This is a genomic window from Rhizobium sp. NXC14, assembly GCF_002117485.1.
Taxonomy (GTDB): domain Bacteria; phylum Pseudomonadota; class Alphaproteobacteria; order Rhizobiales; family Rhizobiaceae; genus Rhizobium.
In genome coordinates this window covers 2,001,623-2,025,336 of the sequence record NZ_CP021030.1, presented here as the reverse complement: position 1 = coordinate 2,025,336, position 23,714 = coordinate 2,001,623, and the positions used below count along the sequence as shown (strand labels likewise).

Sequence of the window (23,714 nt, the reverse complement as noted above, 5' to 3'; positions counted from 1 at the left end):
ACAGAGTTGATCGCGTGATCCCATCAGGAAATTGAATCCTTCCATTTACAGTAATTTTCTCCTTCAACCCAATGTCAACTTTAGCGCGGACGGCGGCTTCACCATCTCGCCCAATCAATCCGGACGATCTCGTTGGTCGCTTCGCATCCAGCCTTTTGTAAACACCGTAGGCTTCCACAATTTAAAGTCGATATTTAGAGCCTGCTGCTTTCATACGGAAGCATATCCTGAGTTTGTGAGGTAGTTTGCGCATTCTGCTGGCGAGAAGCAGTCGAGCATTTCACCAGCCTTGCGCCATGTCGCTTCGACTGTGCGAGGCTGTTCTCTCCTAATTAGGTGCTTAAGCTTGGCAAAGACTTGCTCGATGGGATTGAGGTCCGGGCTGTAAGGCGGCAGGAAGAAGAGGTGCGCGCCTGCGGCCCGGATGGCACGACGGACAGCTTGGCCCTTATGGCTGCCGAGATTGTCGAGGATGACGATGTCGCCCTTGGCGAGCGTGGGCACGAGGATCCTCTGGATATAGAGGGTAAAGAGTTCGCCGTTGATCGGCCCATCGATGACCCAAGGGGCGTCGATGCGGTCGCAGCGCAAGGCGGCAATGAATGTCAGGGTTTTCCAGTGCCCATGCGGAACCGCGGCACATAGGCGTTGACCACGCGGTGCCCACCCCCTGAGGGGCGCCATGTTGGTCTTGATCCAGGTCTCATCGAGAAAGACCAGCCGCTGCGCTTCGATCCGCCGTTGATGGGTCTTCCAACGCAACCGTTTCCTGGCGATATCCATCCGCGTCTGCTCGGCCGGCAGTAACCGTTTTTTTTGAAACTCAGGCCCTCGGCCCGGACGAACACCCAAACGGCGCGTCGCTCGGTCTTGATACCGCGTTCGGCCAGTTCCGCCACAAGGCCTCGCGTCGTGAACGGGCCGGATCGACAGCGCTGGCGCAGCCAGTCGGCCCGTTCGCCGGACAAAGTCCGCTGCTTGCGACCGCCGACGCGGCCGGGCGTCAGAGCGCCGGTCTCCGCAAGGCGCTTCTTCCACTTCGAAACACAGGAGGGAGCAATCGCAAGTGCTGCTGCGATCGATCGTATCGTTTCTCCGGTGTTCAGGCGCGCCATCGCCCGTTCGCGAAGATCCTCAGAATATGGGTGCGTCATCCTTAGGCCGTCCTTTTCCGGTAGGACAGAGAATCATATTTCAGCTGATTTGCGAATCTGCGATTCTGAAAAATCGAAGCGTGCTCTAGCAGATTGAAGGCTGCCGCCTGCCGCGCATTCTTTGACGCAAGAGCCTACCGCGGCTTGGTTGCGCCTTAAACCGGTGCCATCAGAGTAAGAGCTCAAGCCTTTGCAGATAGTTCCGCCCGCATCGCCGACCATTCGTCGGGCAGTGCGCCCGAGCCGCGCATCTTGCCGGCGCGGCGATACCAGTAGTCGGCATTCCAGTTGTCGCCCTCGATGCGATGGCAGAGGGCGTGGCCCCAGTCGAACGGCTGTTCGCCTTCGTGGCGCTGACAGATATCGTGAACCGCCTGCCAATCGGCGCCCATGGCGAAGCCGCCGGCGGCAAGGCGATCGATTGCCTCGATCAGGCGCATAAGATCATTGCCTGCCATGAAGCCCTCTCAGTTTCGGTCATTGCTCAGCCTAGCTGCTTCTCCAGGTGCACCTTTTCGAGCGGGACGCCCATGCTCCTGGAGAATTCGATGCCGTGCCAGATGATGGTGAAACCGCAGCGTTTGTAAAGCCGGATCGCGCCTATGTTCCTGGCATGCGTGTCGATCCGGGCGGTCGTCAGTCCTTCGGCCGTCATCAGCTCGCACAGATGCAACAACAGAGCCCCGCCCAACCCCTTGCCCTGATGATCGGGATGCACCCAGAGATCGGACACATAGTTGGGCTCGCCTTCACGTGCGCCCCAGCCGACGATCTCCGCGTCGAGCGCGGCCACGAAGATCTCACCTTTTGTCTCTCGCGGAAAAACAGTGAACTCTTGCCTGATTTTAGCAATCACAGCGGGGTCGCGATAACTCTCGTCGAAGGCATCGGCTGCGGCCCATGCGGCGAAGCCGACGGCGCCGACCGTTTCGCGGTCGGCGGACGTCATCTTTCGGATCGTGAGACCCGTTACCACCACTTGGCCGGCGTAAATTTACCGGCGGCCTGTTCGATGACGTAGGCGGTCTTGAAAAGGGTTTCCTCGTCGAAGGCCTTGCCGATCAGCTGCAGGCCGAGCGGCAGGCCCTTATGGTCGAGGCCGGCAGGCACGGCAATGCCGGGCAGGCCCGCCATGTTGACCGTCACCGTGAAGATGTCGTTCAGGTACATCTTCACCGGATCGGCCGCGAGGTTTTCGTCGGCGACGCCGAAGGCGGAGGACGGCGTTGCCGGGGTGAGGATGGCGTCGACGCCGGCATCGAACGCCAGTTCGAAATCGCGCTTGATCAGCGTGCGGACCTTCTGGGCGCGGATGTAATAGGCGTCGTAGTAGCCGGCCGACAGCACGTAGGTGCCGATCATGATGCGGCGCTTGACTTCCTGGCCGAAGCCGGCGGCGCGCGTCTTCTCGTACATATCGACAATATCCTTGCCGTCGACGCGCAGGCCGTAGCGCACGCCATCGTATCGCGCGAGGTTCGAGGACGCCTCGGCAGGCGCGACGATGTAATAGGCCGGAAGTGCGTATTTGGTGTGCGGCAGGGAGATATCGACGATTTCGGCGCCGGCATCTTTCAGCCAGGCAATGCCCTGGCGCCAGAGGGTCTCAATCTCCTCAGGCATGCCGTCGACGCGGTATTCATTCGGAATGCCGATCTTCATGCCCTTCAGCGACTGGCCGAGGACGGCCTCATAATCGGGCACCGGCAGATCAACAGACGTGGTGTCCTTGGCGTCGACGCTTGCCATCGACTTCAGCAGGATAGCGGCATCGCGCACATCACGGGCGATCGGACCTGCCTGGTCGAGCGAGGAGGCAAAGGCGACGGTGCCCCAGCGCGAGCAGCGGCCATAGGTCGGCTTGATGCCGACGGTGCCGGTGAAGGCGGCCGGCTGGCGGATTGAGCCGCCGGTATCGGTCGCGGTGGCGCCGGCGCAAAGATGGGCGGCAACTGCAGCGGCCGAGCCGCCGGAGGAGCCGCCGGGAACGAGTTGCTGGTTGGAGCCCGACGCACGCCAGGGATTGATCACCGGACCGTAATAGGACGTCTCGTTGGACGAGCCCATGGCGAACTCGTCCATGTTCAGCTTGCCGAGCATGACGGCGCCATCGTCCCAGAGGTTCTGAGTGACGGTCGATTCATAACGCGGCTCGAAACGATCAAGGATATGGCTACAGGCCTGGGTGTGGACGCCGACGGTTGCAAACAGATCCTTGATGCCGAGCGGAATGCCTTCGAGCTCGCCCGCCGTGCCGGCTGCAATCCGCTCGTCGGACTTCCTGGCCATGAGGCGGGCGAGATCCGGCGTCACCTTGACATAGGCGTTCAGCCGGTCGTTGGCCGCGTCGATTGCCGCGATATAGGCTTCGGTCAGTTCGAGCGCGGTGATTTCCTTGGCGCGCAGCTTCTCGCGGGCTTCGGCAATGGTCAGGCTGGTGAGTTCGCTCATCGTGTTTTCGCTTCAGGTCTTGAAAATGGCAACAGGGTCGGAAAGAGGCTTTCGACGCCTTATTCGACGACTTTCGGCACCAGGAAAAAATTATGGTCGGTGACCGGCGCATTGGCGACGATATCGGAGGCCTTGTTGCCGTCGGTCACCTCGTCGGCCCGCTTTTTCATCGCCATCGGCGTCACCGACGTCATCGCCTCGACGCCATCGACATTGACTTCGGAGAGCTGCTCGACGAAGCCGAGGATGCCGTTCAACTCGCCGACCATGCGATTTGCCTCATCTTCGGAGACGGCAATACGGGCAAGTTTGGCGACGCGCTTCACGGTGGCAAGATCGACGGACATGGCATTCTCCGGATGGGATTTTTCCCACCCGCTATAAAGGCCATGTCCGCCCGGTGCAACGGGGTTTCGTCAGATCGACAGGCTCTCGGCAGGCTTCAGCGCCCTCGCCTCAGTCTTCGATCCCTCCATGCCGGCAACGAATTTATCGGCCGTCTGGTCGATGATCGGGAATGTACCGTAATGGCAGGGGATTGCGGTCTTGAAGCTGAAATAGCGCTGGCAGGCGAGTGCCGCCACCGCGCCGCCCATGGTGAAGCGGTCGCCGATCGGCACGAAGCCGATATCGGGCTGGTGTAACTCGTTGATCAGCGCCATGTCGGAGAAGATGTCGGTGTCGCCCATGGCGAAGATCGAGGCTTCGTCGTCGAAGTGCAGCATCAGACCATTGGCGTTGCCGAGCGCATGCGAGACGCCGTCCTCGGTGATCTGGGCCGAGGAATGCAGCGCATTGGTGAAGGTCGCGGAGAAGCCGCCGAACGTGACCGTGCCGCCGGTATTGCCCAGCTCGATCCTGTCGACGCCCTTGGAGCCCAGCCAGGCGGCAAGATCGGCATTGGCGAGCACGACCGCACCCGTTTCCTTGGCAAGCGCCACGGTGTCGCCGACATGGTCGCCATGGCCATGGGTCAGCAGGATATGGGTGATGCCTGCAGACACATCCTTGATGTCCTGGCCGGAAAAGGAGGCGTTATGGCTGAGGAAGGGATCGAGCAGGATCTTCGCCTTTGATGTCTCGATGCGGAAGGCGGAATGGCCAAGCCAGGTGATCTTCATGAAATCTCTCCTTACGTGATGCAAAATCTGATTTCGATGGTAAGGACATATCTCATGCCCCGGCAAAGGAAAGCGGCGGCGGCTTCAATTTCTCTTGACGGGATGAAACGGCAATGACGGTGCTGACGATCGAGGAAATGGCTGAAATCCTTGCTCCCGGGCAGGCGATCGCCGGTCTCGACCTCGGCACCAAAACGATCGGCCTTTCGATGTCCGATCTCGGCCGGCGTTTCGCCACGCCACGTCCGGTGATCCGCCGCGTCAAGTTCACGGTCGATGCGCAGGTGCTGCTGGACTTCGCGGCGGCGGAAAAGGTTGCCGGCTTTATCATCGGCCTGCCGATGAATATGGACGGATCGGCGGGGCCGCGCGTGCAGGCGACGCGCGCCTTCGTGCGCAACATGGAGCAGAAAACGGTGCTGCCCTTCGTCTATTGGGACGAACGGCTTTCGACGGTCGCGGCCGAACGGACGCTCATCGAAATGGACGTCTCACGCGCCAAGCGGGCCGAACGGATCGATTCGGCCGCGGCAAGCTTCATCCTTCAGGGGGCCCTCGACAGGCTGTCCTCGCTCGCAAGGTCTGCGGGAGACGAATCCAGCGCCTGACGCGCCTTCCACCAGGCAGCGATCAACTTCCGCTTTCTGAAGCCGAGGATGGCGAAGACGATGAGACTGTCCACCGCAATGGCGCGAGCAACGAGCGGCGGAATGGTTTCCGGCGGAATGCCGAGGGCTTCGCCATAAATCGCGAAAGTCAGGTCATGGACCTGCCGTGTCAGCATGAAGATGCCGAAATTCATGTCGTAATAGGAGAGCCAGTACCATGCGCCCAGAAAGACGATAGGACCGGCCCAGAAGACTAGAAACCACTTCATGCGGCTTCTCCTCCCTGCTTGCGGGCGATGGGCAGATCGAGGGAAACCAACCACGTCGACAACGCCATGATGCAAAGCACCAGCGCGGGAATTGCGATATCGAGCGCCAGGATTGCGAAGAACATCATTGCCGTCACCAGAATTGCGGCTTTGGCGATCTTGCTTCCCATGGGCGTCAACTCGCAGGTTCTCACTCGTATCATCTCTGCTCCCCGCCACACTGTCCGGTTAACTAGCCCCACGCAACGTAAACCATTCGTTAAGGTTAACGCCGCGCCGCCTCCCTGTGGATGAATGGGTGTCAACCGTAGACGCCGCGCACGAGACGCTTCAATGCCGTCGCGGCCTTCTCCCAGTCCTTCGACGTCTTCAGCGACAGGCCTGCACACTGGCCGCCGGCTGCGCCGGAAAGCACGAGGTGCTGGATCGCCGCGATCACGACGGCATTGACGGCTGCCGCATCCACGCCCTTCGGCGGCGCCAGCGAACCGCGCATGCGATCCAGCCAAAGGGCGAGAGCCTTCGAATGGGCCTCGGACAGCCGCCTCACCTGCTCGGTATTTTCCGATACTTCCCAGGCGAGGATGCGGCGCATTAGCGGATCATTTCTCAAGGCGTCGAGCAGGAGAAGCGCCAGCCGCTCCATCAGATCGCCATAGGTGAGCATGAACATGCCGCCGGCATCTTCCGGAATGCGATCCCTCACCCACGTGCCGAGATCCGCGCCGATCGCCTCGACCAGACCGTCAAGTCCGCCATAGTAGCGGTAGATCAGCTGCTTGTCGCAGCCGGCGCGGCGGGCGACCGCATTGATGCCGAAATTCTGGAAGCCCTCCTCCGCCAGCAGGCCCTTGGCGGCGGCAAGGATGGCGCGCTCGGTGGCGCCGCGATCGCGCACGCGCCGTTCCGGCTCCGCGCGGACCCCGGGCGAATTAGCAAGATTTTCAGCTTCATTCAGCACGACCGACCCTTCCCCACTGTCACCAATCGGTGAGTAGCGGGGAGACCCTATTCGATCAATCCTATCCCCTTGGGAAGATTGTGGATATTTCCTGCGGCACTCAGAATTCGGCGCCGAATGGCTGCTGAAGGCGGATCGAAACCTTCCAGAAATCTCGTCCCGACGGTTGATCGCGATGGACGAACCCGGCATAGCTGCATTATGAACAAATCTAACAATCTCCGCTAAGGCCCCGCAATGGTGAATTATATCGAAGCCTCCTCCGCGCCACCGAAGAATACGGGCGCCATCCGGCTTTACGATGCGCAGGCATTCGAAGGGATGCGCAGGGCGTGCCAGCTGACCGCGCGCTGCCTCGATGCACTCGCCGATATCGTCAGGCCCGGCCTGCTTACCGACGAGATCGACCGATTTGTATTCGATTTCGGCATGGATCACGGCGCCTTTCCTGCGACGCTGAATTATCGCGGCTACACCAAATCCACCTGCACCTCGATCAACCACGTCGTCTGCCACGGCATTCCTAACGACAAGCCGCTGCGCGAAGGCGATATCGTCAATATCGACGTTACCTTCGTGCTCGACGGCTGGCATGGCGATTCGAGCCGCATGTATCCGGTCGGCACGATCAAGCGGGCAGCCGAGCGGCTGCTTGAAGTCACCTATGAATCCCTGATGCGCGGCATATCGGCCGTCAGGCCCGGCGCCCGCACCGGCGCGATCGGCGAGGCGATCCAGACCTATGCGGAAGCCGAGCGCTGTTCGGTGGTGCGCGACTTCTGCGGCCACGGCGTCGGCCGGCTGTTCCATGACTCGCCGAACATCCTGCATTATGGCCGCGCCAATGAAGGGCCGGAGCTGCGCGAAGGCATGATCTTCACCATCGAGCCGATGATCAATCTCGGCCGGCCGCATGTAAAGGTGCTCGCCGACGGCTGGACGGCCGTGACCCGCGACCGCTCGCTTTCGGCGCAGTATGAACACACGGTCGGCGTCACCGCCGAGGGCTGCGAAATCTTCACGCTGTCACCGGGTGGCCTCGACCGGCCCGGACTGCCGCCGCTTGCCAGGTGACGATCTGATGGCGAAGCGGCCTGTTGCGACATCTTCCGACGACAAGCTGCCTTTCGAGACTGAAGAGCCTGTTGCCGACGAACGCTCGTTCTTCGGCGGCCGGTCGCAAAAACCAGCCGCGCCGAACGCCCGGACCGCCCTACCCGCCTCGCTCTCCGGGCCGGAACATTATCACGGCCATCGCGAGCGGCTGCGTGACCGCTTCCGCGAGCTGGGCGATACGGCGCTTGCCGATTACGAGATTCTCGAACTCTTGCTCTTCCGGCTGATCCCGCGACGCGACACCAAGCCGATCGCCAAGGGGCTCATCGAACGATTCGGCTCTCTCGCCGGCGTCTTTGGCGCGCCGGCGGCGCTACTGACGGAGGTGAAGGGCGTCGGCGAGAATGTCGCCCTCGACCTGAAACTGATCGCCACCGTCGCTCACCGGACCCTGAAGAGCGAGATCAGAAGCAAGCAGGTTCTCTCCTCCTGGTCCTCGGTCATTCAGTACTGCCATGCCGCCATGGCGCATGAAACACGAGAACAATTCCGCATTCTCTTCCTCGACAAGCGCAACGTGCTGATCGCTGATGAGGTGCAGGGCCGCGGTACGGTCGACCATACGCCGGTCTATCCGCGCGAGGTGGTCAAACGCGCGCTTGAGCTTTCGGCGACGGCGATCATCCTCGTGCACAACCACCCCTCCGGCGATCCGACGCCCTCGCGCGCCGATATCGACATGACGAAGGTGATCGTCGAGGCAGCCAAAGCGCTCGACATCACCGTCCACGACCACATCATCATCGGCAAGGACGGCCATGTCAGCCTGAAGGGGCTGAAGTTGATGTGATCCCGCCGCCTTGAGACGTGACCACGTAACCATCGCCCACCCCGAAGCCCTCCACGGAGACGACATGTCGAATGGTCCCAATGCGGTTCTCACTTCCGATGAGATCGACGCGATAGCGCGTGACGTCGTTGCAGAAGGACAGGCGGGCCGCACGTCGGCGGCATGGCAGAAGATCCAACCATTTCGAAAAGCCCAGCGTCACCAGACTGAGGCCGCGATGGCATTGTTATGGATAGTTGACCAACAAAGCCTCACAAGAGAAGACGCAACAGACGTTCTTTCCGAGATCGCAGATGCCCATGAAGACAATATCGATATCCTTTCGGCGATCGGACTATGCCTGGAATCCGTCCGCGACATCGATGATCTGAACGCGCCACCGCCGGAACACCCGATATTTAAGTCGATGGTCGCGACGCTGGACCGCTTAGCCAAGCTTCATGACGGGCGGCCTGAACAGGAGCAGATACTGCGCGGGCTCGCCACGTCGGCGCGAATGATGGCACGCCAGACGGATGCAATCGCCGAGAACAGTCTCCGGAAACTGACGGAAATCGATCCACGGAACAGCGCGCATCAATACAATTTGGGCCTTTTCTACAAGACGCGGGGCAGATTCGCAGAAGGCGTAGCGGCGGGCCTGGCTGCTGCAAGCTTGCAGCGGGAGGTTATCGACAGCACCGAGTGGAACCTTGGAATCTGCGCCACGGGCGCAGGGGACGCCGAGACCGCTTTGGACGTGTGGAAGCGGATGGGTCAGAAGATCGAGCTTGGGCGGTTCGGGTTACCGGAAGGCGGGTATGCGGCCTGCAAGGTGAGACTTGCCCAGCGGCCTCTTGCTGAGCGGACGGCGGACTCAGATGATCCAGGGGAGGAGGAGACCGTATGGATCGAGCGTTTAAGTCCATGTCATGGCATTATTCGCAGCGTACTGTTCGGCAGTCTCGGCGTCGACTATGGCGATGTCGTCCTCATGGACGGCGCTCCGATTACGTATCATACCTACGGTGAACAAGAGGTCCCGGTCTTCCCGCATCTGGCAACGCTTGTGCGCCGGAACTACCAGTTTTTTGCTTTCGCGGGCACGCAAGAGACAGCAGGGCAACTGATCGATCTAAGCGGGGAATTGGACGAGGACGCCATTATCTATTCACACACCGAAAACTTTAGGATCATGTGCGCAAATTGCTGGCGCAACCCCGACATCGATCACGCCGATCATGAGAAAATGGAAAAACACGTCGTCACCGGTCGCATTGCCGCGCCGCCCGACATCGCACCTGCACGACTTCTGGATCTGATTGATAGGGGAATCGAAAAGCGAAAAACTTGCCAGCTCTATGCGCCCGATCTCTGCGCAGCGGCGGGGCAGTTGGCGCGCGAGCGGAGCGACAGACGTCGGTTTACTCTATTGACGGATAATTAGCGACATTCCTGCACGGAAAGGTCGCGGCCGAGCGCGCGCTGGACCGGCGGTCCGATCAGCGGCGCTCTGCTGCTTCTTCCCGGCGGCAGCTGCTGACGCTCAATCTGCCGTTCGACGCGGAGGTCGCAGGCAAGCATCTGAGGCAAGCGAAGACTGCGGAAAGGTTCAGTTGACAGCGGTCGCCGGCGCGGATTCTATGCAATCCTGCGCCGCCACTCTGAATAATACCCGCCCGCAAATGCCGAGATGATAAAGCTTCATGACGATCTCCAGCGGTAACACTGATCGATCGACCCGGCTCTGCCGCGATGCGCTCTGCCTCGATGACTTTGAAATGAGGGCACGGCGGCATCTGCCGAAGCCCCTGTTCGGTTATATCGCCGGCGCGACCGAGACCAATGCGTCGCTGCGGCATAACGCAGAGGCCTTCAAGGCCTATGCCTTTCGGCCTCGTGTACTTCGGGACGTCTCGGGGCGCGGCACTGAGACGAGCCTCTTCGGCAAAACCTATGCCGCACCGTTCGGCATTGCGCCGATGGGGATCAGCGCGCTGATGGCCTACCGGGGGGACATTGTGCTCGCGCAAGGAGCGGACCAATCGGGAATCCCGATGATTATAAGCGGTTCGTCACTCATCCCCCTTGAAGAGATCGCGGCGGTTTCGCCACAAGCATGGTTTCAGGCCTATCTCCCCGGCGAACCCGACCGCATCGACGCTCTCATCGATCGGGTCGCCGCGGCCGGCCTCACCACCCTTCTGCTGACCGTGGATACCGCCACGCTGCCCAATCGGGAAAATAATGTAAGGGCGGGCTTTTCGACACCTTTGCGTCCCGGGCTCCGCTTGGCATGGCAGGGCGTCTCGCATCCCCGCTGGACAACCGGCACATTCCTGCGCACGATCGTCCGGCACGGCATTCCGCATTTTGAGAATTCCTATGCCACAAGAGGCGCGCCGATCATCTCCTCGAACGTCACGCGCGATTTCGGCAAGCGTGACCATCTCAATTGGAGCCACTTGGAGCGGATACGCAAGCGGTGGTCCGGCAAGCTCGTGGTCAAGGGGATCATGCATCCTGAAGACGCGGCACGGGCTGCAGATACCGGAGCGGATGGCGTGATCATCTCCAATCACGGCGGCCGCCAGCTCGACGGCACCGCATCTCCCCTTCAGGTCCTCCCGGAGGTTGCTGCACGTGTCGGAGACAGCATTGCCGTCATGATCGACGGCGGCATCCGGCGTGGAACGGATATCATAAAGGCCCTCGCGCTTGGCGCCTGTTTCGTGTTCGTGGGCAGGCCGTTCCTTTATGCTGCAGCCGTCGCGGGGCTACCGGGCGTGCTCAGGGCGGCGGATATCCTGAAGACGGAACTGCATAGCAACATGGCGCTGCTCGGGGTCACCGGGGTGAGCGCTATTTCCACGGACTACATCACTCGCGTATGAACAACCGTCGCGCGCTGACATCGATATGACGAAGGTGATCATCGACGCGGCGAAGACACTTGATATCACTGTCCACGACCACATCATCATCGGCAAGGACGGCCATGTGAGCTTGAAAGGGCTGAAGCTGATCTGAAAAGCACAGGTCCGCCTGAAACGGCAGCCGTAAAACAATCTGTAACATTGACCGGCTACCGATAGAAGAGCGACATTTTTGTCGCAAATGATTCCATTTCCAATCCGAGGCTAGAGGATGTTTCAGTACGATCTCGTTGTGGTGGGTAGCGGTCCCGCAGGGCGCCGCGGCGCGATCCAGGCTGCGAAACTCGGCAAGAAAGTGCTTGTCATCGAACAGGGCAAGCGCGTCGGCGGCGTGTCCGTCCATACCGGCACCATCCCTTCGAAGACGCTGCGCGAGACCGCGCTCAATCTCTCCGGCTGGCGCGAGCGCGGCTTCTATGGGCGATCCTACCGCGTCAAACAGGAGATCAGTGCGGAAGACCTGCGTCGCCGCCTGCTGATTACCCTCAACCATGAAGTGGAAGTGCTCGAGCATCAGTTCGCCCGCAACCGTGTCCACCATATGCGCGGCAAGGCAAGTTTTATCGATTCCACCACCTTGCAGGTCATCAAGGATGACGGCGAAGCGCTGACGGTGAGCGGCGCCAGCATTCTGCTTGCCGTTGGCACGAAGCCTTTCCGCCCGGACTACATGCCATTCGATGGCAAGACAGTGCTCGACAGCGACGAACTGCTTGATATCGAAGAGCTGCCGCGGACCATGGTCGTCATCGGCGCCGGCGTTATTGGCATCGAATATGCGACGATCTTCTCGGCGCTTGATACTGCCGTGACGGTGATCGATCCGAAGTCGACAATGCTCGACTTCATCGACAAGGAAATCGTCGAGGATTTCACCTATCAGCTGCGTGACCGCAATATGAAGCTGCTGCTGGGCACGAAGGCCGAGAAGGTCGAACGGCTGGATAGCGGCAAGGTCCAGCTGATGCTCGACAACGGCCGTCATCTTGTGACCGACATGGTGCTCTTTGCCGCCGGACGCATGGGAGCGACCGACGCGCTGAACCTTCCGGCCATCGGACTGGAGGCTGACAGCCGTGGCCGCCTGAAGGTCAATCCCGAGACCTTCCAGACATCGGTTGCCAACGTCTACGCCGCCGGCGACGTGGTCGGCTTTCCGAGCCTTGCCTCGACCTCGATGGAACAAGGCCGCATCGCCGCGCGTGTGGCAATCGGCGCGGTCGCCAAGGAGCCGCAGAAATATTTCCCATACGGCATCTATGCGGTGCCGGAGATCTCGACCTGCGGTTTGACCGAAGAGGAAATGAAGGAGCGCGGCATCGCCTATGAATGCGGCATTGCCCGCTTCCGCGAAACCTCGCGCGGCCATATCATGGGCCTCGATACCGGGCTTCTGAAGCTGATCTTCTCGCTGAAGACCCGCCGACTGCTCGGCGTGCATATCGTCGGCGAGGGCGCCACCGAGCTGGTGCACATCGGTCAGGCGGTGCTCAATCTGAAAGGCACGGTCGAATATTTCGTCGAAAACACCTTCAACTATCCGACGCTCGCCGAAGCCTACAAGATCGCCGGCCTCGACGCCTGGAACCGGATGGGTGACATCAAGTCGGAACTCTGAAGGCCCGACGGCAGCGCCCATCTGATTCCGCCAGCTAAGATGGAGCCGAGAGCTTGCGCATCATTTCGCTGAATGCATGGGGCGGCCGACTGCACGAGGCCCTGATCGCCTATGTCAAGCAGGCTGACCCTGATGTGCTGTCCCTGCAGGAGGTGCTGCGGGCGCCGAATGCGGATGGCGGATGGTCGATATACCGGGATGCGGGGCTGGAACTGCCGCAACGTGTCAATCTGTTTCAGGAAATCAGCGCCGCCCTGCCCGGCCACGACGCCTTCTTCTGCCCGACATCGCGAGGTGAGCTTTTCAATGGCGACGCCGCCATTGTCGCGGAATTCGGGTTGGCGACCTTCGTCCGCAAATCACATTCCATCATCGCCCAGTCGCAGGACTTCGTGCATGGCAGTTTTTCCGCCGATGGCTGGGGTGAACATCCCAGACCGCGCAACGCCCATTGCATTCGCCTCTTCAGCCATGCGCACGGCCGCGCGGTGACCATCGCCCATATGCATGGCCTGCGCGATCCCGCCGGCAAGGGCGATACGGCGCAGCGCGAACAGCAGGCGCTGGCATTGGCCGACCTCATCGGGCGGATCTGGCCCGGCGACGAAGGGCTCGTGGTCTGCGGTGACTTCAATGTGCTGCCCGACAGCGCGACCTTTCGCATCCTTGCCCGGTCGGGCCTTTCCGATCTCGTCACCGGAAACGGCCTTGTCGACACGCGAACCTCCTACTATCTGAAGCAGGGCCGCTTCGCGGACTACATGCTGGTTACGCCTGACGTGGAGGTTGCCAGGTTCGAGGTGGTCGAGGCACCCGAGGTCTCCGACCACCGCGCATTGCTGCTCGATATCGCGTAGTATATTGAGAGATGCGCTGCGCGAAACTTCTGCGCGCAGTTTCCTGTTTTTACGCCCTAGTTTGAACCCTGATCAATCACATCGACACGCCGTGCCTGATTTGTGCCTTCAACTCCCTTTTGCCTCCGGGTAGACGTTTCTAGAGAAGGATAGATACTCTTGTCCCATGCTTCGGAAACCGCGCGCAGACGTTTTCAGCTCATCTTGATCAAGCCGTCGCATTATGACGATGACGGCTACGTCATCCGCTGGTGGCGGGCGATGATCCCTTCCAATTCGCTCGCGGCGCTCTACGGCATCGCTGCCGAATGCGCCGAGCGCAAGGTGCTCGGGTCGGATACCGCGATCGACATTACCGTGATCGATGAAACCAATACACGGATCGATTTTGCCGGGCTGCTCGCCCAGTTCAAGCGCCACGGCAATTTCGGCATGGTCGCGCTGGTCGGCGTCCAGTCCAACCAATATCCGCGCGCCCTCGACATTGCCCGGCCCTTCCGCAATGCCGGCCTGCCGGTCTCAATGGGCGGCTTTCATGTGTCCGGCTGCCTGTCGATGCTTGACGGCACAGCGGTTGGGCTCGATGCCTGCCGCGATATGGGCATCTCGATGTTCGCCGGCGAGGGCGAGGGGCGGCTCGACATGGTGCTGCGCGATGCCGCCGCCGGCGAGCTGAAGCCCCTCTATAATTTCATGAACGACCTTCCAGGCATCGGCGGCACGCCGGTTCCTTTCCTGCCGAAGGACAATATCCAGCGCACGCTCGGCCTCAGCACCAGCTTCGATGCCGGACGCGGCTGTCCCTACCAGTGCTCCTTCTGCACCATCATCAACGTGCAGGGCCGAAAATCGCGTTTCCGCTCGGCCGACGACGTCGAAAAGCTCGTGCGGATGAACTGGGCGCAGGGCATCCACAAGTTCTTCATCACCGACGATAATTTCGCCCGAAACAAGGATTGGGAAGCGATCTTCGACCGGCTGATCGAGCTCAAGGAGCGGGATGGCATTCCGCTCGGCCTGATGATCCAGGTCGATACGCTCTGCCACAAGATCCCCAATTTCATTGAAAAATCCAAGCGCGCCGGCGTCACCCGTGTCTTCATCGGCCTCGAAAACGTCAATCCGGATAATCTGACTGCCGCAAAGAAAAACCAGAACAAGATCACCGAATATCGCAAGATGCTGCTCGCCTGGAAGGCGCAGGGCATCATGACGCTCGCCGGCTATATCCTGGGCTTCCCCGCCGACACGCCGGAATCGATCCGCCGCGACATCGCCATCATCCAGGAAGAGCTGCCGCTCGATGTCATCGAGTTCTTCATCCTGACCCCGCTTCCCGGCTCCGAGGACCATCAAGTTCTGTGGAAGAAGGGCGTCGAGATGAATGATGATCTCAACATCTACGATGTCGAGCATGTCTGCACTTCCCATCCCAAGATGAGCAAGCAGGAATGGGAAGACATCTACCATGAGGCCTGGTCGCTCTATTATTCGCCCCATCATATGAAGACGCTGCTGCGCCGCGCCGTGGCGACCGGTGTGCCGCTCGCAAGGCTCGTCAAGGTTCTCGTCTCCTTTGCAACCACGGTGCCGCTGGAAAATGTGCATCCGCTGCAGAGCGGCCTCTTGCGCCTGAAGACGCCGTCGGAGCGGCGTCCGGAACTCCCGCGCGAACATCCGCTCGTCTTTTGGCCGCGTTTTGCCTGGGACACCTTCCGCAAACATGCCTCGCTCGCCGGCACGATTATCGGACTGACGATTTCGGCCTTCCTGATTTCACGGGATGCCAAGTCGAAGACCTATATGGATCGGGCTCTGACGCCCGTCGCCGATGACGAAGAAGAAACGCTCCACCTCTTCACCCAGACATCAGGCGGCGCCGCAGCCGTCAGCCATGTCAGGAAAGTCGCGCAACTGACGGGGCATTGAGCGGAAATTCTTGCAATAGCGGCCGACTCCCCGCCGGCCGGAGATCACAGGCGACATCAAGGCGAAGCTTGGAGGCTCCGACTTTGATTCGGCTAAAGCGCGTCGCGACCTCCCAGAGACGCGCCACGCTCTATGCAATTTGGATCATCCGGCTCGTCTCGGCCACTTGTAGCGTGTCGACGAATTCGACGATCTTGACCGGTTTGCCATCCTGGAAATGGATATTGTCGACGAATTCCGTAGAGAAGGTTATGCCCGACGGGATGTGTCTGACCTCGCCTTCACGATGGGCAAAGACCATCTGCTCGTCCTCATCCACATAGATGCCGGTCGTCCTGACCTTGGATAGATCCCATGCCGTGATAAGCTGCGTTATCGTTTGGCGAAAGTCATGCCCGCTCGATTCGATCGTCAAAGGCGCCAGCCGTGCATTGCCGACCATGCGAAAGGTACAACCCTCGCCGAGCAGCGCAAGCGTACCCTCGATGTCGCCACGACCACGCACAGAATAGATTTCCTCTACCAGCGTCTTCATGTCATTCTTTGCGGTCATTATGCCGGAGAGGGCGTCGAGTACCCCGTCCGGATGACCCGAAAAGAAAAAGCCCCGCACGATGGCGGGGCCTTTCCAAGTTTCAGAACCGAAAAGCGATTATTCGGCGCTTTCGTCAGCCGCCTTCTTCTTCGGTGCAGCCTTCTTCTTCGGCGCGGCTTCTTCGCCTTCACCGGCGTCGGCAGCTTCGGCCTTGGCGGCAGCCTTCTTCTTCGGCGCGGCCTTCTTGGTGTCGGCCTTCGTCTCGCCTTCTTCCTCGGCGAGCAGTTCTTCCTTCGTCACCTTCTTGTCGGTGACGTCGATTTCGGTCAGCAGGTGATCGATGACCTTCTCTTCGAAGATCGGGGCGCGGATCGAAGCGGCGGCGCCCGGCTGGCTGCGGAAGAATTCGAGGATCTGCTTTTCCTGACCGGGATATTGGCGCAGCTGATCGTAGATCGCGCGCTGCATCTCGTCTTCGGTGACTTCGACGCCGGCCTTTTCGCCGATCTCGGAGAGAACGAGGCCGAGGCGGACGCGACGCTCGGCAAGCGTCTTGTATTCCTCACGCGCCTTCTCTTCGGTCGTGTCTTCGTCCTCGAAGGTCTTGCCCGACTGGGCAAGGTCGTTGTTCACCTGGCTCCAGATGCCGTTGTACTCGGCATCGACCAGCGAAGCCGGAGTCTCGAACTTGTACATCTCGTCGAGCTGATCGAGGATCTGGCGCTTCAGCTTCTGGCGGGTCAGCGAGCCGTACTGCGATTCGATCTGGCCACGGACGATCTCCTTCAGGCGATCGGCAGATTCGATGCCGAGCTTGGAGGCGAGCTCGTCGTTGATTTCGACAGCGCCCGGAGCTGCGACATCCTTGACCGTGATGTCGAAGGTCGCTTCCTTGCCGGCGAGGTTCTTGGCCGGATAGTCGGCCGGGAAGGTGACGGTGATGGTCTTTTCTTCACCGGCCTTGACGCCGACGAGCTGGTCTTCGAAGCCCGGAATGAAACGGCCGGAGCCGATCACCAGTTCGGCGCCCTGGTCAGTGCCGCCCTCGAAGGCTTCGCCGTCGACCTTGCCGACATAATCCATGGTGACGCGGTCGCCGTTTGCGGCCTTGCCGGTCTTGCTCTCGTAGGAGCGGGCGCTTTCGGCGACCTTCAGGACCTGCTCGTTGACTTCCTCATCCGAGATATCGATGACTTCGCGCGTAACCTTGATGCCCTTGACGGACTTAAGCTCAATCGGCGGCAGCACTTCGTAGGACAGCGTGAATTCGAAATCCTGCTGGGCGGTGAGGATCTTGTCGGCCTCGTCCTTGTCCTCAGTCATGGCGATTTCCGGCTGCGTGGCCGACTTCTCGCCGCGGCTGGACAGGATAGCGGCGGGCTGCTCGCGGACGATCTCGTTGACGAGATCGGCCATGATCGACTTGCCGTAAACCTTCTTCAGGTGAGCAGCGGGGACCTTGCCCGGACGGAAGCCGTTGATGCGGACCTTGTCCTTCACATCGGCAAGACGCTCATTCATCTTGTCTTCCATGTCCTTGGCCGGGATAACGACCTTGATTTCGCGCTTCAGCCCTTCAGCGAGCGTTTCGATAACCTGCATGTCTTCCTACCTTCATGTCGTGGCGGCCGTGCCCAGACGCCGTTCGTTTCTATGAGCACGACGCCGGCAGCGTGCCGCGCGTGGCTTTTCCCAATTCCTGCATCATTCCGCCCAAGGGGGAACGGCACTCGCTTCCGGGTATCAGGGGACTAAATTCTTAGTCTCCCCCTGCAAACAGCCTGGTGCGGGTAGAGAGACTTGAACTCCCACGCCTTGCGGCACCAGAACCTAAATCTGATTCACCCGTTTTACTTACTCCGGAAGCTCAAGCTTTTCAGGGACTTGAGAGTACGTGCATTTCCTTTACTTACTGCTGTGTCACGGGAAAATGGCACATTGTGTCATGTGTCACGCCCCGATTTCGGCCCCCTGATACTCTGCCAGCTTCTGGATTGCAAGGCGCTTGCGCTCCGCTGACGTGTGAGCATATCGCTGGGTGGTTTCGATGCGCTTGTGACCGAGCAGCTCCTGTGCTGTGCGGATGTCCGTGTGCAGCAGCAGGTTGGTTGCGAACGTGTGACGCAGCACGTGCGGCACGTAGTTGTGGTCGTCAGTCATCCCGAGGTCAGACTGCATCTTCTTCCAGCGATCCCGGTACCATGCCGGTTTCTCCTTGAAGAGCTTCGCATCGGGGTCGTTGAGTGGCTTGGCCCTGCGGTGGAGGATTTCCTTCACTCTGGCTGTGAGCGGCACATCCCGGTTCGTTCCGGCCTTCGTATCGTAGGTCCAGAGGTCTTCCAGTTCGGCGTCCCGCTTGGTGATTTTCAATACCTCACCCTGCCGGAAGCCAGTGTCCAGAGAGACGACAATGTAGTCCCTCAGCTCATCCTCGGCCATCTCTTCGCACCATGCCAACTGGGCGTCGATTTCGTCCTCATCATACCACCTGACGCGGGTCTTGCGTTCCTTGATCAGGCAGATTTCGAAGAGCTTGTCGAGCTTGCCCAGCTTGTGCGCTTCCTTCGCCATGGTGGAGAAGGCAGCCAGCTTGCGGTTGATCGTGGCGTCTGACCGATGCCAGCCGGCGACCGTCCGCTTGATGGTCAGTCCGTCCTCGTAGCAGAGGGTTTTCACGTCCCTCTGAGGACCGAGGATGTTGACCACGTGCTGACCATTGATCAGCGCCGTCTTCTCGCCCTTGGTGCCCTTCCATCGGGTCTCAGCGACCAGATCGAAGAGGTCTTGAAGGGTCATGATGGGCTCAGCCTTGGGGGCTGTTTCCACCTTCTTCCCGGCCAGCAGATCGGCCTTCGTCTGGGCTTCCCAGATTTCGGCCTCTAACTTGGTCGGAAAGTCTTTGCGATACCGCACACCTTTGTGCGAAACTGCGGCTTGCCATGAAGTGCCGCGTGGTTTAACTGGCAATTCAATTCTCCTTTCGTTGCCCAGTTGGCGGAATTGGTAGACGCACTTGGTTTAGGTCCAAGCGCCGAGAGGTGTGGGGGTTCGAGTCCCTCACTGGGCACCACTTACAAACGACCCGTCTACCTTGGTGTCGTCGATGCCCATTAGCTGCGCTATTCGGGCAGCCAATAGTTTCCCTTTCGGGGTCAGGAAGCAGACTACATTGCGCAGATCGCTGGGATCGCGCTCGGTCTTGATCAGCTTGAGGCCCTCCGCATCGCGGCGGACGGCCTTCTCTCCGAGATCACCCAAAGCACGGCTTACAGACGGCTGCGGGATGCCCGTTATCTTTCTGATTTCGGAGGACGCTATGCCCTCCTTCGATGCGATCACGAGGAAAACCTCGAAGGTCTGCACCGACATGAGCGCCTTCTCGTCTTGGAGCTGGCGCACCTCATTCATGACCGCGCTCATGCGCGAAAACAGTGCCTTGGGCATGTGGAGTGTCCCTCTTATTGGCCCCAGCCCGGGGCGGTACGATGGAACCCATACACCCGTGGTTAGGTTTGTGCAATAAACAGCGTGATATAGCATCGACCGAGCCAAAGCTCGTGGTTCCCGTCGTCGCAGCGGTAGCTAAAAAAGCGATCCAGAATACGAGAGCGTTCGATCTCGATATACACTTCAAATCGCTTAGTTTTTTTGAATAGGCGCACTAATTAACCCCTCACTTGCCGTTCGCGTCCTGTTCTCGTTTCAGGACGGAAGCGGATATACCTCTGCCCTGATACGCACCACAAGCAGCAAAAATGCCACTGGTGAATAGGTACAGGCAGATAGTTGTCGTTTCATCTACCCCCTGAGTCGCGCATGTGCCTGATTTCACATTAACTTTCGTTAATGATATAGGAAAAATATCCTATCCAGCACTGCATCAGGAGCATATCAGCCATGCAAAATCTAAAACTCTGCTTCACCGATACATGGTGATGATACGCGGGCGTTCATGGCCCAAAGCGAAGTCAAATTAGGCACTTACCAGGAGAGCAGTCCGCCTTGTTGAACCTAAGGAGCCTTAGGTTCAAAAGCGGTGGATTGCTGTGGATAACCACGACCGTCGAGAACCGTACTGGACAGTTCTCTAGGTTTCGGCCTTAGGGCCTCATCAGGTGGTAAACCGGCGCGGGAGAAATACAACTAGTTGCGCATCAGTGGACGACGACAGCCGACCGCCAGCCGGCCAGGAGACGGGCTGTGGTGATTGCGGCCGAACGCTTGCTGAAGGTGCCGATTGGTGTGATCCAGCCAGGAATGACTGAGGTCACCGCCCAGCGACCCTTGGCAACCTTGCGAACGTGGTAGGTAGCGGCCATCAGCGCGCCCTCACAGTGCGCCCATAGTCGCGTATGGTGGCCATGTAGGACCGATAGCGACCGCGAGCGTTCGGCAGGAAGGCAACAACGGTGGATGCGCCTTGCCCGTAGAAGCGCCCTTTCGGGCCATCAGGACCGGCCTTCACCCATTGCCCGATCTGGAGCGATGCGCGGCCATCCTCGGGGACCTCCCAAATGTCGATGGTGGGCAGGTAGCGGGCCATGATCAGCCCTCCCCGTTCAGCTTGGCGACTGCCGCGTTAATTTCTTCGACCTTGTCGCCCGTGGTGATGATCTTCAGCTCTTTGGCCTTGGCTTCACCATTCTCAATATAGGCAGCGCGTTCTGCCACCACGTCGCCGCGCTCATATGCTCCGAACTGAACGCCCCAGCGGCCATCCACAAGGGCGACAAGCGTGTAATACTTCCTCGGCTTTCGGGCCATCTGCATTCCCTTCAATCGGCAGCCATCGTCAGGCGGGGGCATGCCAAGCCCCGCGACCGGCCGCGCATGGCAGCCAGTTTCGGCATTTAATTCACTGGTGGATTATTCAGCCGACGACGAAGCCCGAGCGGTCGCCCTTGGCAGCCCCCTTAGCGTAGAGCCCGACAATCACCCCTTTAGGGTCTGTGAAGCGGAGATCGGTCTGGTCACCATCAATCACCGGGCGAGACGAGATGTAGTAATCGGGGCCTGACTGAACGACAGCGTCACGGATTTCCTTGCTGCGATAGACTACAACGAGGTTCGCGCCGGTTTCCCTGGCAGCCTTGGTGACAGCCTCAGCGTAGGCCGCATTGGCAGCGCTGTAGCTCAAGACCAGTGTGTAATTTACCGGCAGATCGCGGTAGGCCCGCTTGTAAACCTTCGTGTAGTCGTAAAATTTGATCTCTGGGAAAGCCTCAAAGATCGATCCGAACCGATAAACGCGACCACGGAAGTCAACGATCTGCGCAGGATGGGCCACCTCCCATTGAATGTCAGATGTGCCGTTCAAGCGGACTGCAGGCTTCACGCCCTTGCGGTCGCAGTAGGCAACGAAGCGCTGCAGATCGTTGACCAATTCGGCCATGAAAGCCTTGCGGTCACTGAGGTAACGCTTCGTCTTCGCTATGCGCGCCTTCTGGACGTTGTTGAAAGCGCCCCTACCTGCCGTGTTCAAGCAGCCTTTGACACAGCCCGCTTGTTCCGCCATCGGGCAGACGTTCGAGCCTGCCAGAGTGAAGGGCGCAAGGTACATAATGGCGGTTTCATATTCGCCATCTCCCTTGACCGTCTTCGCATTGTTGCCAGACCGAATTAGTGTTCCTTTGAACATGCCGCATCTCCTTTAATTCACAGGTGGATATATCGAGACGCACCAAGCCCTTGATGTGCCCTGTATAGCCGCCTTGCGGTCGCTTGAGGGTTTGAGTAGGATGCAGGAGCCCTATGGCCTTTCGACCATAGAGCCCCTTCGCTAGAGGGTTAGATAAAGGGCCACGGTGATCCAGACCGTGGTCTTTTTCTTTTTCCAACGAAGAGTGATTGACCATGTGAGCATGGCTAATCCCCCTGCGGTGCCGCTGTGTCGTCGCGGCTTCCGAGTGCGGGCTTTCGTGGGCCATTCATCATGGCCAGCAAGCGCACCATTCAAGGCAGCTAGGCGTTGCCCTCAATGATAAGCTTGAGCAATTCACTGGTGGATGGTTTCGGCCATGGCTTGGCCTCATCAGCAGGGCAGCATCAGCCCCGTACCTATTCGATTGTCAAAGAACCGAGCGGCCTGTCTGCCCCTCACCTCCGCCTCAGGCCGACCAGTGCCGCCCCGATTTGGTGAGCTAGATATATTCACTGGTGAGTTGATTGTAAAGTGGCAGATTGTGAAAAACTCATCGACCCCAGCTAAGTTGTTGATTTTGAGTCAGAGTTTGTTTTTGCCCGATCACTAGGATCATTGGTTGTGTCATGCTCATGTAATTGACGCGACTCAATCGGACCGGGACATGAGCAACAACTACCGAAGTTCAATTACCTTTGAGCAAGCAATGGGAATCGATCCTCTGCCTTCTCAACTCAAATTGGATGAAGTGAGCCCAGTACTCAAAGCCCGTCTATGGGATTTAATCCACACCCAAATCCAAAAAAGCAAGATGTACGGCAACAGTACTTATCTTGATGATCCAATCCGCCGCGTGGCTAAGCGGTACATGATCGAAAGGGAAAATATCCTTATCGATGAATGGGACAACCAAACGGACAAAATCATCAAACTGTGGAAGAGGAAATTCGCGCCAGAGGCATCTTTCTCGGATGTTTTCGGCTTCGTTGAGTGGTTCGTAAGGGCGCTTAGAAACCCCGAAGTGGCTCAATGGATCGGCAATATAATGAAGTCCGAGCGCGCTGCATATCGGCTAGAGGATTGGAACATCGTTCCTGTTGCTTCCCCGGAAGAAGGCGAGGCGATAGTTAGGGCGGTGAAGTTGGCAAACTCCTCAGGCATGGAAGGCGTACGCTCGCATATATCTAAAGCTTCCACGGCATTAACGGCAGGTGATTACGCGGGTTCAGTCAGGGAAAGTATTCATGCCGTGGAAGCTGTGGCTTTCAAGAAGACCGGTCAAACAGGAAGTTTTGCGGGTGCTTTAAAGGCGCTCAATAAGGCCGAGCCTATGCATGAAGCTTTTCGAATAGCCCTTGAGAAGCTCTATGCCTACACTAGTAACGAGCAAGGCGTGCGGCACTCGCTGTTTGATCAGGGCGATGCGAATGTGACCGAGCGGGATGCACTATTCATGCTGGGCGTCTGCGCTTCGTTCGTAACATACCTGTTGAAGGGGAATGATGCGCACCCCGCGTGAGATCATTCGCGATGCCCCGAAAACACATTATCACCCCAGAAGAAACGAACGTGAGAACATTCGTCGATCAGCCGTCCAAGGGATCGCAAGCGCTGGGCATGTGACGGAATGCAGATCGTTCATCTGCTCTACACATCAATGATTTCAATGGTTTAACCTGCATGTGTCATGACGATGTGTCAGAAGGGCAGCCGGAAGGGTCGATGAGGGCGCAGATCGAGGGGCCACGG

26 protein-coding genes, 1 tRNA gene and 1 pseudogene are annotated in these 23,714 nt (G+C 59.2%); 11 read left to right on the top strand and 17 right to left on the bottom strand.

The window, feature by feature from the left end; genetic code table 11:
- Window positions 1-210: 210 nt before the first annotated feature.
- The 6 genes from NXC14_RS09960 to NXC14_RS09935 form a co-directional block, all read right to left on the bottom strand.
- Window positions 211-1,154 (bottom strand): IS630 family transposase gene (locus tag NXC14_RS09960; RefSeq protein WP_198175519.1). Its coding sequence is split into 2 segments (ribosomal slippage): window positions 211-807 and window positions 810-1,154, totalling 942 coding nucleotides; the frame shifts between segments, so codons are not numbered across the junction.
- A 182-nt stretch (window positions 1,155-1,336) separates the two neighbouring features.
- The gene (locus tag NXC14_RS09955; protein ID WP_085778003.1) at window positions 1,337-1,612 is read right to left on the bottom strand and encodes a hypothetical protein; all 276 of its coding nucleotides are present in this window, start codon (window positions 1,610-1,612) and stop codon (window positions 1,337-1,339) included.
- Window positions 1,613-1,638: 26 nt separating this feature from the next.
- Entirely contained in the window at window positions 1,639-2,103 is a 465-nt protein-coding gene (locus tag NXC14_RS09950) for a GNAT family N-acetyltransferase (RefSeq protein ID WP_085778002.1), read from the bottom strand.
- 20 nt (window positions 2,104-2,123) lie between these two features.
- Window positions 2,124-3,605 (bottom strand): Asp-tRNA(Asn)/Glu-tRNA(Gln) amidotransferase subunit GatA, encoded by a 1,482-nt coding sequence (gene gatA, locus NXC14_RS09945; protein ID WP_085778001.1) that lies wholly within the window; start codon window positions 3,603-3,605, stop codon window positions 2,124-2,126.
- A gap of 59 nt (window positions 3,606-3,664) precedes the next feature.
- Entirely contained in the window at window positions 3,665-3,952 is a 288-nt protein-coding gene (gene gatC / locus NXC14_RS09940; RefSeq protein ID WP_085778000.1) for an Asp-tRNA(Asn)/Glu-tRNA(Gln) amidotransferase subunit GatC, read from the bottom strand.
- A 69-nt stretch (window positions 3,953-4,021) separates the two neighbouring features.
- Entirely contained in the window at window positions 4,022-4,726 is a 705-nt protein-coding gene (locus NXC14_RS09935; RefSeq protein ID WP_085777999.1) for a metal-dependent hydrolase, read from the bottom strand.
- Window positions 4,727-4,839: 113 nt separating this feature from the next.
- Here NXC14_RS09935 and ruvX point away from each other — a divergent pair, with 113 nt between their 5' ends.
- Window positions 4,840-5,334, top strand: a complete 495-nt coding sequence (gene ruvX, locus NXC14_RS09930; protein WP_085777998.1) for a Holliday junction resolvase RuvX — start codon at window positions 4,840-4,842, stop codon at window positions 5,332-5,334.
- Here the strand turns inward: ruvX and NXC14_RS09925 are convergent.
- From NXC14_RS09925 to NXC14_RS09920, 3 genes are all read right to left on the bottom strand, one after another.
- Entirely contained in the window at window positions 5,271-5,603 is a 333-nt protein-coding gene (locus tag NXC14_RS09925) for a DUF6105 family protein (protein WP_085777997.1), read from the bottom strand. The genes ruvX and NXC14_RS09925 overlap by 64 nt on opposite strands.
- Window positions 5,600-5,806 (bottom strand): hypothetical protein, encoded by a 207-nt coding sequence (locus NXC14_RS32375; RefSeq protein ID WP_157131395.1) that lies wholly within the window; start codon window positions 5,804-5,806, stop codon window positions 5,600-5,602. The genes NXC14_RS09925 and NXC14_RS32375 overlap by 4 nt, the downstream gene beginning before the upstream one ends.
- 98 nt (window positions 5,807-5,904) lie before the next feature.
- The gene (locus NXC14_RS09920; RefSeq protein WP_085777996.1) at window positions 5,905-6,564 is read right to left on the bottom strand and encodes a TetR/AcrR family transcriptional regulator; all 660 of its coding nucleotides are present in this window, start codon (window positions 6,562-6,564) and stop codon (window positions 5,905-5,907) included.
- 237 nt (window positions 6,565-6,801) lie between these two features.
- On the opposite strand from NXC14_RS09920, the gene map reads away from it, so the two are divergent.
- The 8 genes and pseudogenes from map to NXC14_RS09880 all read left to right on the top strand — a co-directional run bounded on the left by map (window position 6,802) and on the right by NXC14_RS09880 (window position 15,789).
- Window positions 6,802-7,638, top strand: coding sequence for a type I methionyl aminopeptidase (map, locus tag NXC14_RS09915; RefSeq protein WP_085777995.1), 837 nt, complete (start codon window positions 6,802-6,804; stop codon window positions 7,636-7,638).
- Between the two features lie 7 nt (window positions 7,639-7,645).
- A complete protein-coding gene (radC, locus tag NXC14_RS09910; protein WP_085780055.1) occupies window positions 7,646-8,470 on the top strand; it encodes a DNA repair protein RadC in 825 nt (274 codons plus the stop codon).
- 64 nt (window positions 8,471-8,534) lie between these two features.
- Complete coding sequence (locus NXC14_RS09905) at window positions 8,535-9,896, top strand: prenyltransferase (RefSeq protein ID WP_085777994.1); 1,362 nt, start codon at window positions 8,535-8,537, stop codon at window positions 9,894-9,896.
- A gap of 259 nt (window positions 9,897-10,155) precedes the next feature.
- Window positions 10,156-11,343, top strand: a complete 1,188-nt coding sequence (locus NXC14_RS09900; RefSeq protein WP_085777993.1) for an alpha-hydroxy acid oxidase — start codon at window positions 10,156-10,158, stop codon at window positions 11,341-11,343.
- Between the two features lie 4 nt (window positions 11,344-11,347).
- Window positions 11,348-11,479 (top strand): annotated as a pseudogene (locus NXC14_RS09895) (JAB domain-containing protein); the annotation flags it as partial.
- A 117-nt stretch (window positions 11,480-11,596) separates the two neighbouring features.
- Window positions 11,597-13,003: a Si-specific NAD(P)(+) transhydrogenase gene (gene sthA / locus NXC14_RS09890; RefSeq protein WP_085777991.1), complete on the top strand. Its 1,407-nt coding sequence runs from the start codon at window positions 11,597-11,599 to the stop codon at window positions 13,001-13,003.
- A gap of 53 nt (window positions 13,004-13,056) precedes the next feature.
- Window positions 13,057-13,860, top strand: a complete 804-nt coding sequence (locus tag NXC14_RS09885; RefSeq protein ID WP_085777990.1) for an endonuclease/exonuclease/phosphatase family protein — start codon at window positions 13,057-13,059, stop codon at window positions 13,858-13,860.
- Between the two features lie 159 nt (window positions 13,861-14,019).
- Window positions 14,020-15,789, top strand: coding sequence for a radical SAM protein (locus tag NXC14_RS09880; RefSeq protein ID WP_085777989.1), 1,770 nt, complete (start codon window positions 14,020-14,022; stop codon window positions 15,787-15,789).
- Between the two features lie 130 nt (window positions 15,790-15,919).
- On the opposite strand, the gene NXC14_RS09875 is transcribed toward NXC14_RS09880, so the two are convergent.
- From NXC14_RS09875 to NXC14_RS33855, 3 genes are all read right to left on the bottom strand, one after another.
- A complete protein-coding gene (locus NXC14_RS09875; RefSeq protein WP_085780054.1) occupies window positions 15,920-16,342 on the bottom strand; it encodes a ketosteroid isomerase in 423 nt (140 codons plus the stop codon).
- Window positions 16,343-16,441: 99 nt separating this feature from the next.
- A complete protein-coding gene (gene tig / locus NXC14_RS09870) occupies window positions 16,442-17,926 on the bottom strand; it encodes a trigger factor (RefSeq protein ID WP_085777988.1) in 1,485 nt (494 codons plus the stop codon).
- Between the two features lie 348 nt (window positions 17,927-18,274).
- The gene (locus tag NXC14_RS33855; protein ID WP_157131394.1) at window positions 18,275-19,291 is read right to left on the bottom strand and encodes a site-specific integrase; all 1,017 of its coding nucleotides are present in this window, start codon (window positions 19,289-19,291) and stop codon (window positions 18,275-18,277) included.
- Between the two features lie 18 nt (window positions 19,292-19,309).
- Between NXC14_RS33855 and NXC14_RS09860 the strand changes: the two genes are divergently transcribed.
- Window positions 19,310-19,394: transfer RNA gene (locus NXC14_RS09860), tRNA-Leu, on the top strand.
- Here NXC14_RS09860 and NXC14_RS09855 read toward each other — a convergent pair.
- The 5 genes from NXC14_RS09855 to NXC14_RS09840 form a co-directional block, all read right to left on the bottom strand.
- Window positions 19,382-19,768 (bottom strand): MarR family winged helix-turn-helix transcriptional regulator, encoded by a 387-nt coding sequence (locus tag NXC14_RS09855; protein WP_085777986.1) that lies wholly within the window; start codon window positions 19,766-19,768, stop codon window positions 19,382-19,384. The genes NXC14_RS09860 and NXC14_RS09855 overlap by 13 nt on opposite strands.
- A gap of 710 nt (window positions 19,769-20,478) precedes the next feature.
- Window positions 20,479-20,643: a hypothetical protein gene (locus NXC14_RS32370; protein ID WP_157131393.1), complete on the bottom strand. Its 165-nt coding sequence runs from the start codon at window positions 20,641-20,643 to the stop codon at window positions 20,479-20,481.
- Entirely contained in the window at window positions 20,643-20,867 is a 225-nt protein-coding gene (locus tag NXC14_RS09850) for a hypothetical protein (protein WP_085777985.1), read from the bottom strand. Before NXC14_RS09850 ends, NXC14_RS32370 begins: the two co-directional genes overlap by 1 nt.
- A gap of 2 nt (window positions 20,868-20,869) precedes the next feature.
- Window positions 20,870-21,088, bottom strand: coding sequence for a hypothetical protein (locus NXC14_RS09845; RefSeq protein ID WP_157131392.1), 219 nt, complete (start codon window positions 21,086-21,088; stop codon window positions 20,870-20,872).
- A gap of 106 nt (window positions 21,089-21,194) precedes the next feature.
- Window positions 21,195-21,962, bottom strand: a complete 768-nt coding sequence (locus tag NXC14_RS09840; RefSeq protein ID WP_085777983.1) for a hypothetical protein — start codon at window positions 21,960-21,962, stop codon at window positions 21,195-21,197.
- Between the two features lie 667 nt (window positions 21,963-22,629).
- Here NXC14_RS09840 and NXC14_RS09835 point away from each other — a divergent pair.
- Window positions 22,630-23,484 (top strand): hypothetical protein, encoded by an 855-nt coding sequence (locus tag NXC14_RS09835; protein WP_157131391.1) that lies wholly within the window; start codon window positions 22,630-22,632, stop codon window positions 23,482-23,484.
- Window positions 23,485-23,714: the final 230 nt, after the last annotated feature.

What these genes read in the sequence shown, in the direction of transcription:
- NXC14_RS09955 (WP_085778003.1), bottom strand. Translation starts at nt 1,612, where the DNA reads ATGGCAGGCAATGATCTTATGCGCCTGATCGAGGCAATCGATCGCCTT.
- NXC14_RS09950 (WP_085778002.1), bottom strand. Translation starts at nt 2,103, where the DNA reads ATGACGTCCGCCGACCGCGAAACGGTCGGCGCCGTCGGCTTCGCCGCA.
- gatA (WP_085778001.1), bottom strand. Translation starts at nt 3,605, where the DNA reads ATGAGCGAACTCACCAGCCTGACCATTGCCGAAGCCCGCGAGAAGCTG.
- gatC (WP_085778000.1), bottom strand. Translation starts at nt 3,952, where the DNA reads ATGTCCGTCGATCTTGCCACCGTGAAGCGCGTCGCCAAACTTGCCCGT.
- NXC14_RS09935 (WP_085777999.1), bottom strand. Translation starts at nt 4,726, where the DNA reads ATGAAGATCACCTGGCTTGGCCATTCCGCCTTCCGCATCGAGACATCA.
- ruvX (WP_085777998.1), top strand. Translation starts at nt 4,840, where the DNA reads ATGACGGTGCTGACGATCGAGGAAATGGCTGAAATCCTTGCTCCCGGG.
- NXC14_RS09925 (WP_085777997.1), bottom strand. Translation starts at nt 5,603, where the DNA reads ATGAAGTGGTTTCTAGTCTTCTGGGCCGGTCCTATCGTCTTTCTGGGC.
- NXC14_RS32375 (WP_157131395.1), bottom strand. Translation starts at nt 5,806, where the DNA reads ATGATACGAGTGAGAACCTGCGAGTTGACGCCCATGGGAAGCAAGATC.
- map (WP_085777995.1), top strand. Translation starts at nt 6,802, where the DNA reads ATGGTGAATTATATCGAAGCCTCCTCCGCGCCACCGAAGAATACGGGC.
- radC (WP_085780055.1), top strand. Translation starts at nt 7,646, where the DNA reads ATGGCGAAGCGGCCTGTTGCGACATCTTCCGACGACAAGCTGCCTTTC.
- NXC14_RS09905 (WP_085777994.1), top strand. Translation starts at nt 8,535, where the DNA reads ATGTCGAATGGTCCCAATGCGGTTCTCACTTCCGATGAGATCGACGCG.
- NXC14_RS09900 (WP_085777993.1), top strand. Translation starts at nt 10,156, where the DNA reads ATGACGATCTCCAGCGGTAACACTGATCGATCGACCCGGCTCTGCCGC.
- sthA (WP_085777991.1), top strand. Translation starts at nt 11,597, where the DNA reads ATGTTTCAGTACGATCTCGTTGTGGTGGGTAGCGGTCCCGCAGGGCGC.
- NXC14_RS09875 (WP_085780054.1), bottom strand. Translation starts at nt 16,342, where the DNA reads ATGACCGCAAAGAATGACATGAAGACGCTGGTAGAGGAAATCTATTCT.
- tig (WP_085777988.1), bottom strand. Translation starts at nt 17,926, where the DNA reads ATGCAGGTTATCGAAACGCTCGCTGAAGGGCTGAAGCGCGAAATCAAG.
- NXC14_RS09855 (WP_085777986.1), bottom strand. Translation starts at nt 19,768, where the DNA reads ATGCCCAAGGCACTGTTTTCGCGCATGAGCGCGGTCATGAATGAGGTG.
- NXC14_RS32370 (WP_157131393.1), bottom strand. Translation starts at nt 20,643, where the DNA reads ATGGCCGCTACCTACCACGTTCGCAAGGTTGCCAAGGGTCGCTGGGCG.
- NXC14_RS09850 (WP_085777985.1), bottom strand. Translation starts at nt 20,867, where the DNA reads ATGGCCCGCTACCTGCCCACCATCGACATTTGGGAGGTCCCCGAGGAT.
- NXC14_RS09845 (WP_157131392.1), bottom strand. Translation starts at nt 21,088, where the DNA reads ATGGCCCGAAAGCCGAGGAAGTATTACACGCTTGTCGCCCTTGTGGAT.
- NXC14_RS09840 (WP_085777983.1), bottom strand. Translation starts at nt 21,962, where the DNA reads ATGTTCAAAGGAACACTAATTCGGTCTGGCAACAATGCGAAGACGGTC.
- NXC14_RS09835 (WP_157131391.1), top strand. Translation starts at nt 22,630, where the DNA reads ATGAGCAACAACTACCGAAGTTCAATTACCTTTGAGCAAGCAATGGGA.